Raw genomic sequence first — 14,541 nt, forward strand, 5'->3', positions numbered from 1 at the left:
ACTTATGCCGCTAAACGCTCAATGTGACACTTCAAAGGGCGGAATGTCGGGTACACCATTAGCCCGGATTTTAATCACGGGCGGGTGAGTAACGAAGCTAGCAGCCTTGCAAGACTTTTGTCAGTCAATCAGCTCAAAGCATTACAGTGCTTCGCTGAGGGGTGTTGCCCCTATTTCCTGTAACCACTAAGTTTGGTTTGATAAGTCCCAACAGTCGTGTTTCTACCTGGAAAGTGAAATTTGTTGATACCCGTATGCGGTAGCTTGCGGTTTGTTAGTGTTTGCTGACTGGTCGTGTGTTCTGTATGCTCCTGGTTCCCACCAAACATTCGTTATTCTCAGAACATCATGCTTAATCGTCAAACGATCGCTAAACGAGTCGCGCTTTTAGTTGAGCACCAGGTCGAAGAGAGCGAGTTTCACATTCCTTACAACGCGTTAAAGCAAGCCGGGGCAGAGGTCGTTATCCTTGGCTCTCGCATGAATGATGTGTATCAGGGAAAGCAAGGTAGTCTTTCTGTACACGCAGATGCTACCACCACCGAAGTGCTTGCAAAAGATTTTGATGCGGTGATCATTCCCGGTGGGATGGCTCCCGACGCGATGCGTGCCAATCGAAATACGGTGCGCTTTGTCCGAGAAGCGATCGCGCTAGGGAAATGGGTTGCTGCCATCTGTCATGGCCCACAAGTGCTGATCGAAGGTGGTTTGGTGCATGGCAAACGGATGACAGGCTTCAAAGCCATTCGCAAAGACCTCCACAATGCAGGCGCGGTTGTGCTGGATGCACCGTTGGTCGTTGATGGAAACCTGATTACGTCGCGTCGTCCAGGCGATTTGCCCATTTTTGCAACCGCGATTCTCAAACGCCTGGAGCTTTCAATTCCCGACCTTACTCTACCGGACGAAACCGACCAGAATGCTGATTGGTGGAAGTTGGGCGAAGCCTGGGGAGGGTCGAGTCAAGGTGAGATTGTGCAGGGGTTGCATATGGCGATCGCGGGTGAATGTTACGGCCTGCAAGCCTTTGAGCACTACGCAGAGAATGCCACTGATGTTGAAATGAGCTGCGTTTTCCTGGCTATTTGCGACACCCGGCAGCACCACATAGCGCTACTAGAAAAGCGCTTAAGCCGTTTGGGCGTGCAACTTCAGACCAGTGTGAGTGATACTTACGACCATCTCAAGACGTGGTTGCAGTTTAGTCGAGGCGATGCCAACCTTTTACGCCGCGCGCTGGGTGATCTCCAAACAGGTGTCATTGATATGTATAAACTACGCAATAAGCTGACCGACCCTGCCACCGTTGAGATCTTCGACCAGATGGAAATTAATCTTGCGAAAGAGGAGCCGCTAGTGGCTAACCTTTATCACACGCGGTTAGTGGCAGAAACGATCGAGCCGCCACAGCCGACGAGGCAACCAGCGGTGATCGGGTGAGAGGAATGAAGATAGAGGGATGAGGGATGAAGGCAAAAGGTAAAAGGTTAGGACTTACGCAAAAGCGATCATCTTTCGCCCCCTAGCCCCCAATGCTGGGGGAACCGAGCCAATTAAAGCCCCCCGCATTGGGGTCTGGGGGCAAATGCGTAAGTTCTAAAGGTAAAAGAAGTTGTTGGTTATTAGAAGACCGCTGACCGCCGTAGCTTGCTTCCCGCAGAGTTGGCTGACCGCTAATCGCTGATAGCTCTTTGACTTAAAACTCAAAACTCAAAACTCAAAACTTCTACGCTGATGGCTGCTCGTTAAAGCTTACTGGTCAGAGTATTGGCTTACGTCAGAACGATCGCGGGATGGGCAATACTGGATGGATGGCTTTTTACGATTGAGGGAGCGATCACACCATAATGCAGTGGAAACTGCCTGATCGACCAACGGCCCCCTTCTGCCCATCAGAGGTGCAGGGCGCTGTCGCTGTGCCAGAAACCGGAAACCAATGGCGCAAGCTGCTTACCTTTATTGGGCCAGGGCTTTTAGTCTCTGTGGGCTATATGGATCCAGGTAACTGGGCAACCGATATTGAAGGTGGCTCCCGGTTTGGTTATAGCTTGCTGACGGTGATTTTGCTGTCAAATCTGATGGCGATCGTCCTCCAAGCCCTATGTGTACGTTTGGGCTTAGTTACAGGTAGAGACCTGGCGCAACTTTGTCGGCAATCGTTTAGCCGTCCGGTGAACCTGTTGCTCTGGTGCTTTGCCGAAATTGCCATTATCGCCACTGACCTGGCAGAAATATTGGGGAGTGCCCTGGCGCTCAATCTGCTCTTTCGTCTGCCGTTGGTCTGGGGCGTTTGCCTTACAGGGCTGGATGTCATGGTTGTGCTGCTTCTTCAAGGCAAAGGGTTTCGCTGGCTAGAAGCACTCGTCCTGGGACTCATTAGTACGATTGGGCTTTGCTTTCTAGCAGAAATTTTGTTGGCAAAACCTGATTGGAGTGCTGTAGCGCAGGGCTATCTGCCGCAACTGGACATTCTGCAAAAACCAGAGAAACTGTACATTGCCATTAGCATCCTGGGCGCTACCGTGATGCCGCACAATCTGTATCTTCATTCGTCGATCGTGCAAACGCGCGCCTGGGAGCATACGCCACAAAAGCAGCAGGATGCCATTCGCTATGCCACGCTCGATTCGACCCTGGCACTCTCTGCGGCTCTCTTCATTAACTCAGCCATTCTCATTGTCGCAGCCGCAACGTTTCATTTTTCGGGCAATCAAGACGTGGGCGAAATTCAAGATGCCTACCGTTTACTTGCCCCTTTACTGGGCACTGGAGCAGCCAGCATCTTATTTGGGCTGGCACTGCTGGCATCGGGACAAAGCTCAACGCTGACTGGCACCCTGGCAGGGCAAATTATTATGGAAGGCTTTTTGGATCTGCGGATTCCCTGCTGGCAGCGACGGTTGCTGACTCGTGGACTGGCGATCGTCCCCGCCCTTGGAGGCATTCTCTGGTTTGGCGAACCAGGCATCGGCAAAATGCTGGTACTTAGTCAGGTCATTCTCAGTCTCCAGCTTCCCTTTGCGATCTTTCCACTGGTGCTGTTTACTGGCAACATGGCCTTAATGGGAACGTTTGTTAGCCCTCGCTGGCTCAACGCGATCGCCTGGGCGATCGGGATCTTAATTGCAGGGCTGAACGTTTGGTTGCTGTGGCAAACGTTGCTGGGTGGACAGTAATTAGTGGGAAACCTGCTTGGGTCGATTTGTACATTATCAGGACTTATGCAGAAAAGATCCCTCAACCTCTTTAAAGAGGAGGCTTCAGAGGTTCCTCTCTTTCTAAGGGGTTAGGGCATGTTTTAAAACCCTCGGAAGCCCCCAACCCCAAATTTTGGGGCTTACAAACCAGCTTCAAAGCTCCCCATGCTGGGTGACTTAAAGCCCTTTGGGCATACAAGAAAAGGGGGCAGAAGCTATCAGCAATGAAACGATTGAAGTTTTAAAGCACTGCCTAGGGGAGATTAAGGCTTGAGCTTTAAGCTATCAAACTATTACCGAGCGGCACAAAGGTCGCTTGTATTGCTAGTCAACACCTGGACAAGGAACTAAATTTGTCATTGAAATTCTTCTACAGGAATCTGAAACGTCTTTCACTACAGCTGATCAAGCAATGAGCCACCAACATGAGGAGCCAATTTGCGAGGCACTGCCGCTGTAGCTTCGGCAATCACGCTGCTGCATAGCCGCTACTTTGGTGACCGCAGCCCTTATTTGACAACGCCTCGTTTTAGCCTGTTTAACGGCATGAAGACTACCATAGACTATTGATTAACCAGTCATACTGCGCCTAGTTAAGATGACGTACTCAACGCTTAGCGCTGCCCATGTGCAGCCTGCCCGTATGGGTGGGACTATAAACACCTATCAATGGAGCTTTCGGGGGCAAGAGTTTCCGATCGTGTACGAGACGCGGGGATATGGGCATCAGGTTCTACTGCTCCCTGCCTTCAGCACCGTTTCCACTCGTGGCGAAATGGGTGGTTTAGCAGGCTATTTAGCGTCTGAATTTCAAGTGATTGCGTTAGATTGGTTAGGCTTTGGCGATTCGGCGCGTCCGGCGATCGCCTACCAGCCTGAAGTTTACCAACAGCTCTTACAATCGTTTGTCCAAGATGTATGCGATCATCCCCTTGCGGTGGTTGCAGCGGGACACGCAGCAGGCTATGTGCTGCAAGCAGGCGCGATTGACGCACCCTGGTCGAAGATGGTGCTGGTCGCTCCAACCTGGCGTGGGCCGTTGCCAACGATGATGGGCAAGCAGCAGCCCTGGTTTGCAACAATCCGGCAAACGGTCGGTACACCTGTGTTGGGGCAGACCCTTTACAAACTCAATACGCTGCCGTCTTTTCTACGCTTTATGTATCGTCAGCACGTGTATACAAACCCTGCCATGCTGACACCAGCTTTTATTGAGCAAAAATATCAGATTACCCAGCAACCGGGTGCTAGGTTTGCGCCTGCGGCTTTCGTAACAGGTGGGTTAGATCCAGTCGCTACCCGTGAAGCGTTTCTTCAACCGTTGCAACGCTTAAAAACTCCCTTGCTGGTTTTGATTGGTGATCAATCGCCTGCTGCCTCTAAAGCTGAAATGGACGCTCTCGCTGCCTGTGCTAATGTCCAAAGTGTGCGACTTCCTGGTTCGCTGGGCTTACACGAAGAGTACGCGGCTGAAGTGGCCCAACTGACTTTGCCGTTTCTGCGATAGACTACAAAGGCTGTGCACAACTGGTTTTTTACCGCTGTGCTATAGTTTGCCTACAGGATTATCTTCGGCTGTGTAATTCGTTTTTGTTCCGTGACAAGCGTCTCTCCGAATTTAACTCTCACACACTCTGAAATTTGGAGACATTCCATGTCAATTTACGTTGGTAACCTTTCGTACCAGGTTACTCAAGAAGATTTGAAGCAAGCGTTTGAAGAGTACGGAACTGTTAACCGCGTACAGCTTCCCACCGATCGCGAGACTGGTCGCCTGCGCGGTTTCGCCTTCGTAGAAATGGGCACCGAAGAAGAAGAAGCGGCTGCCATTGAAGCTCTTGACGGCGCTGAGTGGATGGGACGTGACCTGAAAGTAAACAAAGCCAAGCCTCGTGAAGAGCGTGGTTCTTCTGGTGGCTGGGGTGGAAACAACCGTGGCGGCGGTGGCGGCGGTCGCCGTTATTAAGGCGTTATGCTTAAAGCTTAATTTTCAGAGTCTCTGGCAGGTGAAAAGCAACTGCTCCACTCTGCCAGGGGCTTTTTGTTTACGCTCTAGTATTGGACTTTAGACTCACTAATGTATGAGTATGGACTAAACGATAATCGCGCCACAGGTCGAACACTGATACCTGTCTAGCCTTTCCCTCCAGTCCGTGGTCTAACGTCCAATCACTGTAGCGACCTGTTCCATTGGAGGATAAGCATGACCCAGATCGTAGTTGGTGAGAACGAAGGCATTGAATCCGCTCTACGACGATTTAAGCGCCAGGTTTCTAAGGCAGGAATCTTTCAAGATATGCGGAAAAAGCGGCACTTTGAAACGCCACTAGAAAAGGAAAAGCGTAAGGCGATCGCCAAGCACAAGCAACGTAGACAGCGCTCCCGTTACTAACCAAACTGTAAGTTAATTTGCGCCAGAGACCTGCTCTAGTTTTTGTGTTTAAAACGGGGCAGGTCACGGTCTTTTAACAGAGCCGCTTATATTCATTCAATCGTTCCTCCAGCCTTGGTCGAATGAAAGTTTTGTTGCTCAAAGCATTGACCTAGCTTTAATCTTTCTATCGTTTGAAGCATTGCTCTGCTTTTTTGATCGCGTCCTTGGAAGGCGATCAACTTCTAGATTTTTGTTCGAGATCTCACTTCAGTAATTGGCTCATCATGCGATTGGCTTGTGCTTCATAGCTTCCGCCAAAGAGATTGAAGTGATTGAGAATGTGATAAAGGTTGTAGAGCGTTTTGCGGTGCTGATAGCCATCATCGATCGACAAAACCTGACGATAGCCGTGATAGAAACTAGCAGGAAAGCCGCCGAAGAGTTCGGTCATGGCGAGATCAACTTCACGATCGCCTACATAGGTTGCTGGATCAAAAATGACAGGTTCTCCAGACTCAGTAACCGCCGCATTGCCTGACCACAAATCGCCATGCACAAGCGATAGCTGTGGTGTGTACCCTGCTAACAGGTGCGGGACTGCTGCTAATAGTTGGCTTTGCAGTGGAAAATGACCACCGCGACGCTGTGCCAGCTTTAGTTGATGGCCGAGCCGATGCTCCACCCAAAAAGTCGTCCAATCCGCTGTCCAGGTATTGATTTGGGGAGTTGAGCCGATCGTGTTGTGGCGCTCCCACCCAAATTGATCTGCCACCTTCGCTTGATGCATGGCGGCGAGTTGTTGACCCATCCGTTGCCACGATCGCTCATCTCCTCGCCCCAACGGTAGCCATTCTAGAACGATGTAGGCACTTTCACCTTCAGCACCATAGCAAATGGGCGTCGGAACCCGAATCGTATGCGTTTGCTGCATCTGCTGCAAGCCTGCTGCTTCTGCCTCAAACATGGCAAGCTTTGACGCCTGATTGAGCTTGACAAAATACGTGGTGTTGCCATCAGAAAGCCGATAACCCTGATTGATGCAGCCACCACCTACTGAGCGGCGATCGCTCACTTCAAGCGGCGTTCCCGTCACATGGCTAATGTGTGCAGCAATGTGATTCCACATAAAGTAGTTGTTGGTTTTTAGTGGTTGAACAGCCATTTTGGTCTAACAACTAACACTTTCTTTAGCGATCAGCGATCAGCGGTCAGCTTTCTTCTAAAAACCAACAACTCAAAGCATTCCTCACGGCTTAATGGCAACAACACCATAGGCTTTGGGCGAGAGATAGGTACGAGCAGCGGTTCTGACGGCTTCGGCGTCCAGTGTTTGAATATGTTTGGGGTAATCAAGGGCTGTCGAGAGGTCACCCAGCAGCGTTTGGTAGTAGCCGTAAAGCCCAGCACGATCGCTCGGTGTTTCGCTCCCAAAAATGAAATGGTTAGCCACACGAGTCCGAATACGGGCAATCTCTACCTCGCTAATCAGGTCAGATTGCAGCGTGCAGATGTGCTGGACGATCGCTGCTTCAACGCGATCGAGATTTTCAACAGGCAGTTGCGCCGAAATGTAAAAGGCACCTTGATGGCGATAGGTCATGTTACTGGCAGAAATGCTGGACACAAGTCCCCGCTGTTCTCGCAAATCCTGCACTAAGCGAGTCGTTCGCCCGTGGCTCAATACAGAGGCCAGCACATCTAACACGTAAGTCTGTTGCAGATCATTCAGCCCTGGAACGCGCCAAATCATGACCAGACGCGCTTGCTGGAGACTAGCGTCGATAAACTCACGGCGCACAATATGTTGAAAGGGGGCTTCGGGGGTGAGGTGTGAGGAGTGAGAAGTAAGGGGTGAGGAGTGAGGAGTAGCACTGCGTGCTGTTACGTCAGAGCGTTGTGAGTTAAAGCTGACCGCTAGTTGCTGACCGCTGACGGCTGACGGCTGACCGCTACCTGCTTGTGCAAGCCCTTCTTCAACAATGCGAATCAACTCCTCGACAGGTAAATTGCCAACGGCAACGGCAGTCATCAGGTGGGGTTGATACCACTGCTGATGAAAGTCTCGCATTTGCTGCGCGGTGAGTTGCTCAACGACAGTAGTAGGGCCAAGCACCTGACGGCGGTAGGGGAGACGATCGAACGTAAGTTCTGTCGTGTGCTGAAAGGTACGACGACGAGCATTATCGTGCGATCGTCGAATTTCTTCTAAAACAACCTGGCGTTCGCGCTCAAACCCGTCATCAGGAATGCTGGCATTCAGTAAGACATCGAGCTGTAAGGGGGCCAGTGCTGCAAAATCCTTCGGTGCGGTTGTAATGTAGTAATGAGTATAATCCTGGCTGGTAGCCGCGTTGGTCACGGCTCCTCGTTGCTCAATGCGTCGTTCAAATTCACCACTCTGAAGTTGCGCGGTGCCTTTGAAGATCATGTGCTCTAAGAAGTGCGCCATCCCGTTAATGTCATCTGCTTCAACCGCAGAACCGACATTTAGCCAGACATCCAGGTTAACCGCTTCAACGGGCATCTGTTCAGCGACGATCGTTAAACCGTTAGAGAGACGATGCAACATGGGTGCATTCAGCTTATGAGCCGCAGCTTTGATCAGCGTTGAAGTCATGCAAGACCTTTCGATGGAGGAGCTTCACCTATCTTAATCTGTTAGAATCACCTGACAGCAACTAATTCACCAATGTGAATTTTTTTGATTCAAACACAAATCGATTCTTGTTTTTTAGAGACGAACGATTCAGGTAAGCCATAAAAGCACTACAAATCACAACCTACCGATTAAAACGTTAACAGGTTTTAACGGTATACACGTGCAGGCAGAGGGAATGCTTAAAAGGAACTGTGCCGGTGCAATGAGGTATCACGATGTTCTATGGTATTCAGCCAGACAGGTTAGAAATCTTTAAACAAGCACTTGACTGCATGGTCGAACTTTACGGTGGACACGTGTATGCTGCCGACATGCTTATCACAATGGGCAGAAACCTGTCGTTTTGCCTGGATGAAAAGTTTGATTCCAGTTTTATGTCAACGGCTCAAACAGCTCAGGAAAAAAGCCTGGTCTGGCGACTGCATGTGTTGACGTGGGCAGCTAGCAATGCGTTACAGGTTGAGGGTGATTTTGTCGAATGTGGAGTCTTTCACGGGTTTTCTTCAGCCGTAATCTGTAAGTATTTAGAGTTTGAACGCATCGAAAGAACTTTTTACCTCTATGACACCTTTAACGGCTTACCGGAAGAAACGTCTACTGAAGAGGAAAGAACAGGTAATAGCCGTTACGAAGCATTCAATAGTGAAGCACTATTGGCTCATGTGAAAAAAGCCTTTTTACCCTATTCAAATGTCCAAATTATTCAAGGCATTGTTCCTGCTTCATTTGCTAAGGCAATACCAGAGAAAATTTCATACCTCCACATCGATATGAATTCGGTACAGGCGGAAATTTTAGCGTTAGAAAACTTGTTCGATCGCGTCTCTGTAGGAGGATTCATTATCCTTGATGATTTTGGTTGGCTATCCAACCGCAACCAGATGCTGGCAGAGATGGAGTTTATGCAGCAACGAAACCATAAGGTGCTTGAGTTGCCGACGGGTCAGGGGCTAATCATCAAGCACGCCTAATTTTTAGTTGAAGCGGAGTCTGCGACAGGGAACAACTGGTAACATGAATATATGAAGAAATGTAAATCAGTTCATGTTCAGACAACCCGCTAACGATCGCGCTCATTCTCCCCATGTGGTCGTGATTGGTGCAGGCATTGGCGGGTTAACCGTAGGCGCGCTATTGGCACATCGAGGCTACTCCGTGATGGTGCTGGATCAAGCAATCGTGCCCGGTGGTTGCGCCTCGACCTTCAAGCGGCAGGGGTTTACCTTTGATGTGGGTGCGACTCAAGTGGCGGGTTTGGAACCAGGTGGCATCCATCACCGTATTTTCTCAGAACTAAAAATTGACTTACCCACCGCTACCCATTGCGATCCGGCCTGTGCCGTTTATTTGCCTGGAGAAACTGAGCCAATTAGCGTATGGCGTGACCCAGAACGATGGCAAGCCGAACGTCAGCAGCAGTTTCCAGGAAGTGAACCATTCTGGCAACTGTTGTCTGACCTGTTTCGTTATAGTTGGGCGTTCCAGTCTCGTGATCCGGTATTGCCGCCACGCAATGTGTGGGACTTGTGGCAATTAACTAAGGCGGTGCGTCCCGACACCCTGCTGACGCTACCCCACACCTTTTCGACGGTAGGTGATGCCCTTCGCGGCCACGGTTTGGCAGACAACCAGCGGCTAAGAACGTTTCTTGATCTGCAACTCAAGCTTTACTCCCAGGTCGATGCAGAAGAAACAGCGTTGCTCTATGCCGCCACAGCGTTAGGGGTTTCTCAGGAACCGCAGGGGTTGTTCCATCTCCACGGCAGTATGCAGGCGTTGAGCGATCGCCTAATTGTTGCTTTGGAGCGTGATGGTGGCAAACTGCTCATGCGCCATACAGTTGAAGCGGTTCATACCGAAAGGGGGCAGACAACTGGAATAACGATCCGCAATCAGAAAACAGGTGAAAGCTGGACGGAACCCGCCGATCATGTGGTGGCAAATGTGACGGTACAAAACTTGATGCAACTGTTGGGTGACCAGGCTCCAAGTGGCTACCAGCGGCGGGTAGAGAAACTGCCACCCAGTTCTGGTGCGTTTGTGGTGTATCTGGGTGTGGATGAACACGCCATTCCCAAAGACTGTCCGCCCCACCTGCAATTTTTGTATGACTACGAAGGGTCGATCGGCGAAAATAATTCGCTCTTCGTGTCGGTCAGTCGTCCCGGTGACGGTCGAGCACCAGTGGGAAAGGCAACGATTATTGCGTCGTCGTTTACGGATGTGGGAATTTGGTGGAATGGGAAGTCAGAAGTCAGAAGTCAGGAGTCAGGAGTCAGAGTGCAAGCAAACATGGCAGATTTGTTACTAACAACTAACAACCAACAACTAACAACTTCATCAACTCAAAACTCAAAACTCTCTAGCGTAGCGGCGCAAAGCGCTACTCAAAACTCTTACCTCTTGCTGAAGCAGCAGTACACCGAAGAAGCGATCGCCCGTTTATCTCAATTCTTCAACCTGAATGACGAGACGATTTTGCTGGTAGAAGCGGCAACGCCTCGGACGTTTGCACACTTTACCGGGCGCGATCGAGGTGTGGTCGGCGGCATTGGTCAGCGAGTACCCACCTTTGGCCCCTTTGGTTTTGCAAATCGCACACCCATTCGCAATCTCTGGTTGGTGGGAGACTCGACCCATCCCGGTGAGGGAACGGCAGGGGTGAGTTATTCGGCGTTAACGGCGGTGAGGCAGATTGAAGCGGGTTGGTAGGGGCGATCTCAATCAGCGGCAACCGATACACTGAAACTAAGCCAGAAGACTTTGTGCTTCACTGCATTGTGGCTGTTTTGCCGCAACTATCACAACTATTTCTATTGCCACCTCAAACTGTCCAGTCTTCGATCAATAACCCTGAAACTTTACTAGAATCTTGATGATTACGGGTTAAAAGAATCAATTTATGGAACAGCGCAATTGCTGCAATCCGCGCAGCCATTGTTGCTAGTTGAATCCGTTGTGTCTGTAACTGATCAAGTATCGTGGCTGCACCCGCATCAAATGAGACAAGGGGCAGCACTTTGAAATCGCTGACGAGCCGCGCCATCATTTCATATCCTTTCACTACGTCTTTCGGATTACGAGCGCGATTAATATAAGCGTGGCTACCAAGCATCTGCTCATGAAACGATACAGTCGATACAGCAAAATCTGATCGTGGATATTGGGCCAGACGCGTTGAAAGGTGAATGTAATCTTGCCCTGCTTGTCGCTGAAGAATGCTCAGATGATCTTCTGTGTCCAACAAATATTTCATTGCTCTTCTTGCGCTTCGAGGAAAGACTCATCTCCTTGACGGATGGTTCGCCCATAAGTAAGTACTTCCTCAAAAGCAGGTTCATTCTTGAAAGAGCCTGTAATCTGTTGCAACCAATTTGTTGGTTGAGGAGTCGAAACCTGCTTCTGCAACTCAGCGATCGCGGCTTCTACTGCCGCAAGTCGTTCCTCTAAAGAAGTGTTAGGTGCTATGTGAGTTCCCCTATTACCTATAGCTAATTAGCACTATGAGAGAAATTACCTTGGCTACATACTGTTTTAGGGCGTGGAGGCTTTTTTGCTGGTGGTAGATCTTTTGGTGGTTTTCTTCGCAGTGGTCTTTTTGGTGCCAGTTGTTTTAGCAGCGGTCTTTTTGGTGGTGCCGCTGGTTTTGGTGGCTTTGGTGGTTTCAGTCGCAGTGCTGGTCTTGCGCGATCGCCCTCCTTTCTTCGTACCAGCCTTCGCGTTGAGGGCTTCGACCGCAGTGGTCATGGCGATCGCTTCAACGGTTTCGCCTTCGGGTAGAGAGGCATTCACCTTGCCATGCTTGATGTAAGGGCCGTAGGGGCCATCGTAAATATTCACGGGTTCGCCGTCTTCAGGATGGGCACCGAGTTCGCGGAGTGGTTTAGCTGCCGCACGTTTGCCTCGTCCGGTTTTGGGTTCTGCCAGCATTTCGAGGGCGCGATCGAGGGTAATCGTCAGGACATCATCACCTGCTTTGATCGAGCGATATTCTTTCACGCCTTTGCCCTGATCCAGCACCACGTAAGGCCCAAACCGACCGAGGCTAGCCTGAATTTTGCCCCCAAGTTCGGGATGCGTGCCCAAAAGCCGGGGTAACTTGAGCAGTCCAACCGCCTGCTCCAGCGTCAACGTGTCAGGCGTAACGCCTTTGGGAAGCGATGCCCGTTTAGGTTTAGGGTTGGCATCGGACTCATCGCCAAGCTGCACGTAAGGCCCATAGGCACCAATTTTGAGGTAAATGGGTTCGCCCGTTTCGGGATGTAGCCCAACCTTATCGGGGCCTTCGGTTTTTTGGCGTAGCAGCACTTCGACTTGGGCGGGATCGAGATCCGCCGGGGTCAAGTCCTTGGGGATGGAGGCTTTGACACTCCCATCACCGTTCTCGGCTTCAATGTATGCACCAAACCGACCAATCCGCACTTTCGCTGCTAGATTTTCTAGATCGACCGTCCGTGCCTGAGTGGGATCAATTTCACTCTCGCGGTCTTTCACCTGGGTTTCTAGTCCGGTATCGCCCAGATAAAACTCTTTCAAGTATGGGAGCCATTCGACTGCGCCTGTGGAAATTTCGTCTAGGGCGTGCTCCATGCGAGCGGTAAAACTCGTGTCTACCAGATCCGGGAAGTATTTTTCGAGCAGGGCAGTGACGGCAAACGCGGTGAAGGTCGGCACCAGCGCATTCCCAACCATGTTGGCGTAGCCCCGATCGATAATCGTGCCAATAATGCTGGCGTAGGTACTGGGGCGACCGATGCCTTCACTTTCCAGCGTTTTGACGAGAGACGCTTCGGTAAAGCGGGCAGGGGGTTGGGTTTCGTGCCCGATCGCCTCTAAATCCACACATGTGGGCGTGGTGCCAACTTGCAGTGGAGGCAGGATAATCTCCTGATCTTCGATCGCCGCATTGGGATCATCTGACCCTTCTACATAGGCACGGAAGAAGCCTGCAAAGTCGATGCGCTTCCCGCTGGCACGAAACCCTGCATCCTCAACCTGGATTTGCACCGTAACGTGAGTTTGCCGCACTTCTGCCATCTGCGTCGCTACAGTACGCTTCCAGATGAGGTCGTACAGACGAAATTCACGGTCTTTCAACCCGGTTTGCTGCGGGGTGCGGAAGTTACTGCCAGAAGGACGAATCGCTTCGTGAGCCTCTTGAGCGCCTTTGCTTTTGGTGGAGTAGCGGCGCGGTTCAGGACTCAAATATTCGGCACCATACATGGACTGTACGCAATCACGAGCGGCTGTAATTGCTTGTTGCGAAAGGCTGACAGAGTCCGTTCTCATGTAGGTGATGTAGCCTTGCTCATAAAGGCTTTGGGCGGTCCGCATGGTGTCACGGGCAGAAAGTCCCAGTTTGCGGTTTGCCTCTTGTTGCAGGGTAGAGGTGGTAAAGGGTGGCGAGGGCTTGCGGGTAACAGGGCGCTCTTCTAGATTAGTGACGGCCCACGGGCGATCGCGAATCCGATCCTGTAATGTCCGTGCCTCTGCCTCATTAAGCAGCACTACATTCCGTCCTGCAATGACCTGTCCGGTCGCCTCATCAAAGTCACTACCGTTGGCAACACGAACACCTGCCAGAGTGACTAACCGTGCTTCAAACGCTTGCTGACTCCTGACTCCTGACTCCTGACTCTCACCTTCCAACGTTGCCTTCAGATCCCAGTAGCTGCCTTGTCGAAAGGCGCGTCTCTGGCGTTCGCGTCTGACCAGCAAGCGAACGGATACAGATTGCACCCGTCCCGCCGATAGCCCAAAGGCAATTTTTTTCCACAGGAGTGGAGAGAGGGTATAGCCGACGAGGCGATCGAGAATTCGACGGGTTTCCTGGGCGCGTACCAACCGTTCATCCACATCCCGGCAATTGCGAATCGCTTCACGGATGGCATCTTCGGTAATTTCGTGGAAGACCATGCGCTTGATGGGCACATTCGGCTTGAGCAGTTGCAGCAAGTGCCAGCTAATGCTTTCTCCTTCCCGGTCTTCGTCCGTTGCCAGAATGAGTTCGTCTGCGGCCTTCAGCGCTTCTTTGAGTTCTTTAACAATTTTCTTTTTGTCTTGCGGTACGACATAGAGTGGCTCAAAGTTTGCCTCCACGTTGACACCGAGCGGTGCCCACTTCTCGCCCTTCACGCTTGCGGGAATTTCACTCGCAGATTGGGGCAAATCACGCACGTGACCCATTGATGCCTCTACCCGATACCCGGCGGGAAGGTAATTGCGAATGGTACGTGCTTTGGTGGGTGACTCGACGATGACAAGCTTTGACATGGGTCGTTAACGTTGAAAAGGATATCGCGGCAATCAGA

General features: G+C 51.0%; 11 protein-coding genes. 7 read left to right on the forward strand and 4 right to left on the reverse strand.

Going from position 1 to position 14,541, the window contains the following annotated elements; translation table 11 throughout:
* Positions 1-348 precede the first annotated feature (348 nt).
* From AC5JLP_RS09950 to rpsU, 5 genes are all read left to right on the forward strand, one after another.
* The gene (locus tag AC5JLP_RS09950; RefSeq protein WP_496067779.1) at positions 349-1,440 is read left to right on the forward strand and encodes a DJ-1/PfpI/YhbO family deglycase/protease; all 1,092 of its coding nucleotides are present in this window, start codon (positions 349-351) and stop codon (positions 1,438-1,440) included.
* Positions 1,441-1,847: 407 nt separating this feature from the next.
* A complete protein-coding gene (locus tag AC5JLP_RS09955; RefSeq protein WP_496067780.1) occupies positions 1,848-3,176 on the forward strand; it encodes an Nramp family divalent metal transporter in 1,329 nt (442 codons plus the stop codon).
* A gap of 619 nt (positions 3,177-3,795) precedes the next feature.
* A complete protein-coding gene (locus AC5JLP_RS09960) occupies positions 3,796-4,704 on the forward strand; it encodes an alpha/beta fold hydrolase (protein WP_496067781.1) in 909 nt (302 codons plus the stop codon).
* A gap of 147 nt (positions 4,705-4,851) precedes the next feature.
* Positions 4,852-5,163, forward strand: coding sequence for an RNA-binding regulator (gene rbp, locus AC5JLP_RS09965; protein ID WP_496067782.1), 312 nt, complete (start codon positions 4,852-4,854; stop codon positions 5,161-5,163).
* Between the two features lie 237 nt (positions 5,164-5,400).
* Positions 5,401-5,589, forward strand: a complete 189-nt coding sequence (gene rpsU / locus AC5JLP_RS09970) for a 30S ribosomal protein S21 (RefSeq protein ID WP_106257393.1) — start codon at positions 5,401-5,403, stop codon at positions 5,587-5,589.
* A gap of 244 nt (positions 5,590-5,833) precedes the next feature.
* On the opposite strand, the gene AC5JLP_RS09975 is transcribed toward rpsU, so the two are convergent.
* Both AC5JLP_RS09975 and AC5JLP_RS09980 read right to left on the reverse strand, forming a co-directional pair.
* Entirely contained in the window at positions 5,834-6,733 is a 900-nt protein-coding gene (locus tag AC5JLP_RS09975) for a fructosamine kinase family protein (RefSeq protein ID WP_496067783.1), read from the reverse strand.
* A gap of 84 nt (positions 6,734-6,817) precedes the next feature.
* A complete protein-coding gene (locus AC5JLP_RS09980; protein ID WP_496067784.1) occupies positions 6,818-8,188 on the reverse strand; it encodes a M16 family metallopeptidase in 1,371 nt (456 codons plus the stop codon).
* A gap of 257 nt (positions 8,189-8,445) precedes the next feature.
* Between AC5JLP_RS09980 and AC5JLP_RS09985 the strand changes: the two genes are divergently transcribed.
* Positions 8,446-9,201, forward strand: a complete 756-nt coding sequence (locus AC5JLP_RS09985) for a TylF/MycF/NovP-related O-methyltransferase (protein ID WP_496067785.1) — start codon at positions 8,446-8,448, stop codon at positions 9,199-9,201.
* 73 nt (positions 9,202-9,274) lie between these two features.
* Positions 9,275-10,942 (forward strand): C-3',4' desaturase CrtD, encoded by a 1,668-nt coding sequence (crtD, locus tag AC5JLP_RS09990; RefSeq protein ID WP_496067786.1) that lies wholly within the window; start codon positions 9,275-9,277, stop codon positions 10,940-10,942.
* Positions 10,943-11,054: 112 nt separating this feature from the next.
* Here the strand turns inward: crtD and AC5JLP_RS09995 are convergent, their stop codons facing one another.
* A complete protein-coding gene (locus AC5JLP_RS09995; protein ID WP_496067787.1) occupies positions 11,055-11,486 on the reverse strand; it encodes a type II toxin-antitoxin system VapC family toxin in 432 nt (143 codons plus the stop codon).
* Positions 11,487-11,764: 278 nt separating this feature from the next.
* Complete coding sequence (topA, locus tag AC5JLP_RS10000; RefSeq protein WP_496067788.1) at positions 11,765-14,503, reverse strand: type I DNA topoisomerase; 2,739 nt, start codon at positions 14,501-14,503, stop codon at positions 11,765-11,767.
* Positions 14,504-14,541: the final 38 nt, after the last annotated feature.

It is taken from the genome of Stenomitos rutilans, assembly GCF_059505485.1.

Excerpts from the sequence above, each read along its gene's own strand:
- AC5JLP_RS09950 (WP_496067779.1), top strand. The coding sequence starts at position 349 with ATGCTTAATCGTCAAACGATCGCTAAACGAGTCGCGCTTTTAGTTGAG.
- AC5JLP_RS09955 (WP_496067780.1), top strand. The coding sequence starts at position 1,848 with ATGCAGTGGAAACTGCCTGATCGACCAACGGCCCCCTTCTGCCCATCA.
- AC5JLP_RS09960 (WP_496067781.1), top strand. The coding sequence starts at position 3,796 with ATGACGTACTCAACGCTTAGCGCTGCCCATGTGCAGCCTGCCCGTATG.
- rbp (WP_496067782.1), top strand. The coding sequence starts at position 4,852 with ATGTCAATTTACGTTGGTAACCTTTCGTACCAGGTTACTCAAGAAGAT.
- rpsU (WP_106257393.1), top strand. The coding sequence starts at position 5,401 with ATGACCCAGATCGTAGTTGGTGAGAACGAAGGCATTGAATCCGCTCTA.
- AC5JLP_RS09975 (WP_496067783.1), bottom strand. The coding sequence starts at position 6,733 with ATGGCTGTTCAACCACTAAAAACCAACAACTACTTTATGTGGAATCAC.
- AC5JLP_RS09980 (WP_496067784.1), bottom strand. The coding sequence starts at position 8,188 with ATGACTTCAACGCTGATCAAAGCTGCGGCTCATAAGCTGAATGCACCC.
- AC5JLP_RS09985 (WP_496067785.1), top strand. The coding sequence starts at position 8,446 with ATGTTCTATGGTATTCAGCCAGACAGGTTAGAAATCTTTAAACAAGCA.
- crtD (WP_496067786.1), top strand. The coding sequence starts at position 9,275 with ATGTTCAGACAACCCGCTAACGATCGCGCTCATTCTCCCCATGTGGTC.
- AC5JLP_RS09995 (WP_496067787.1), bottom strand. The coding sequence starts at position 11,486 with ATGAAATATTTGTTGGACACAGAAGATCATCTGAGCATTCTTCAGCGA.
- topA (WP_496067788.1), bottom strand. The coding sequence starts at position 14,503 with ATGTCAAAGCTTGTCATCGTCGAGTCACCCACCAAAGCACGTACCATT.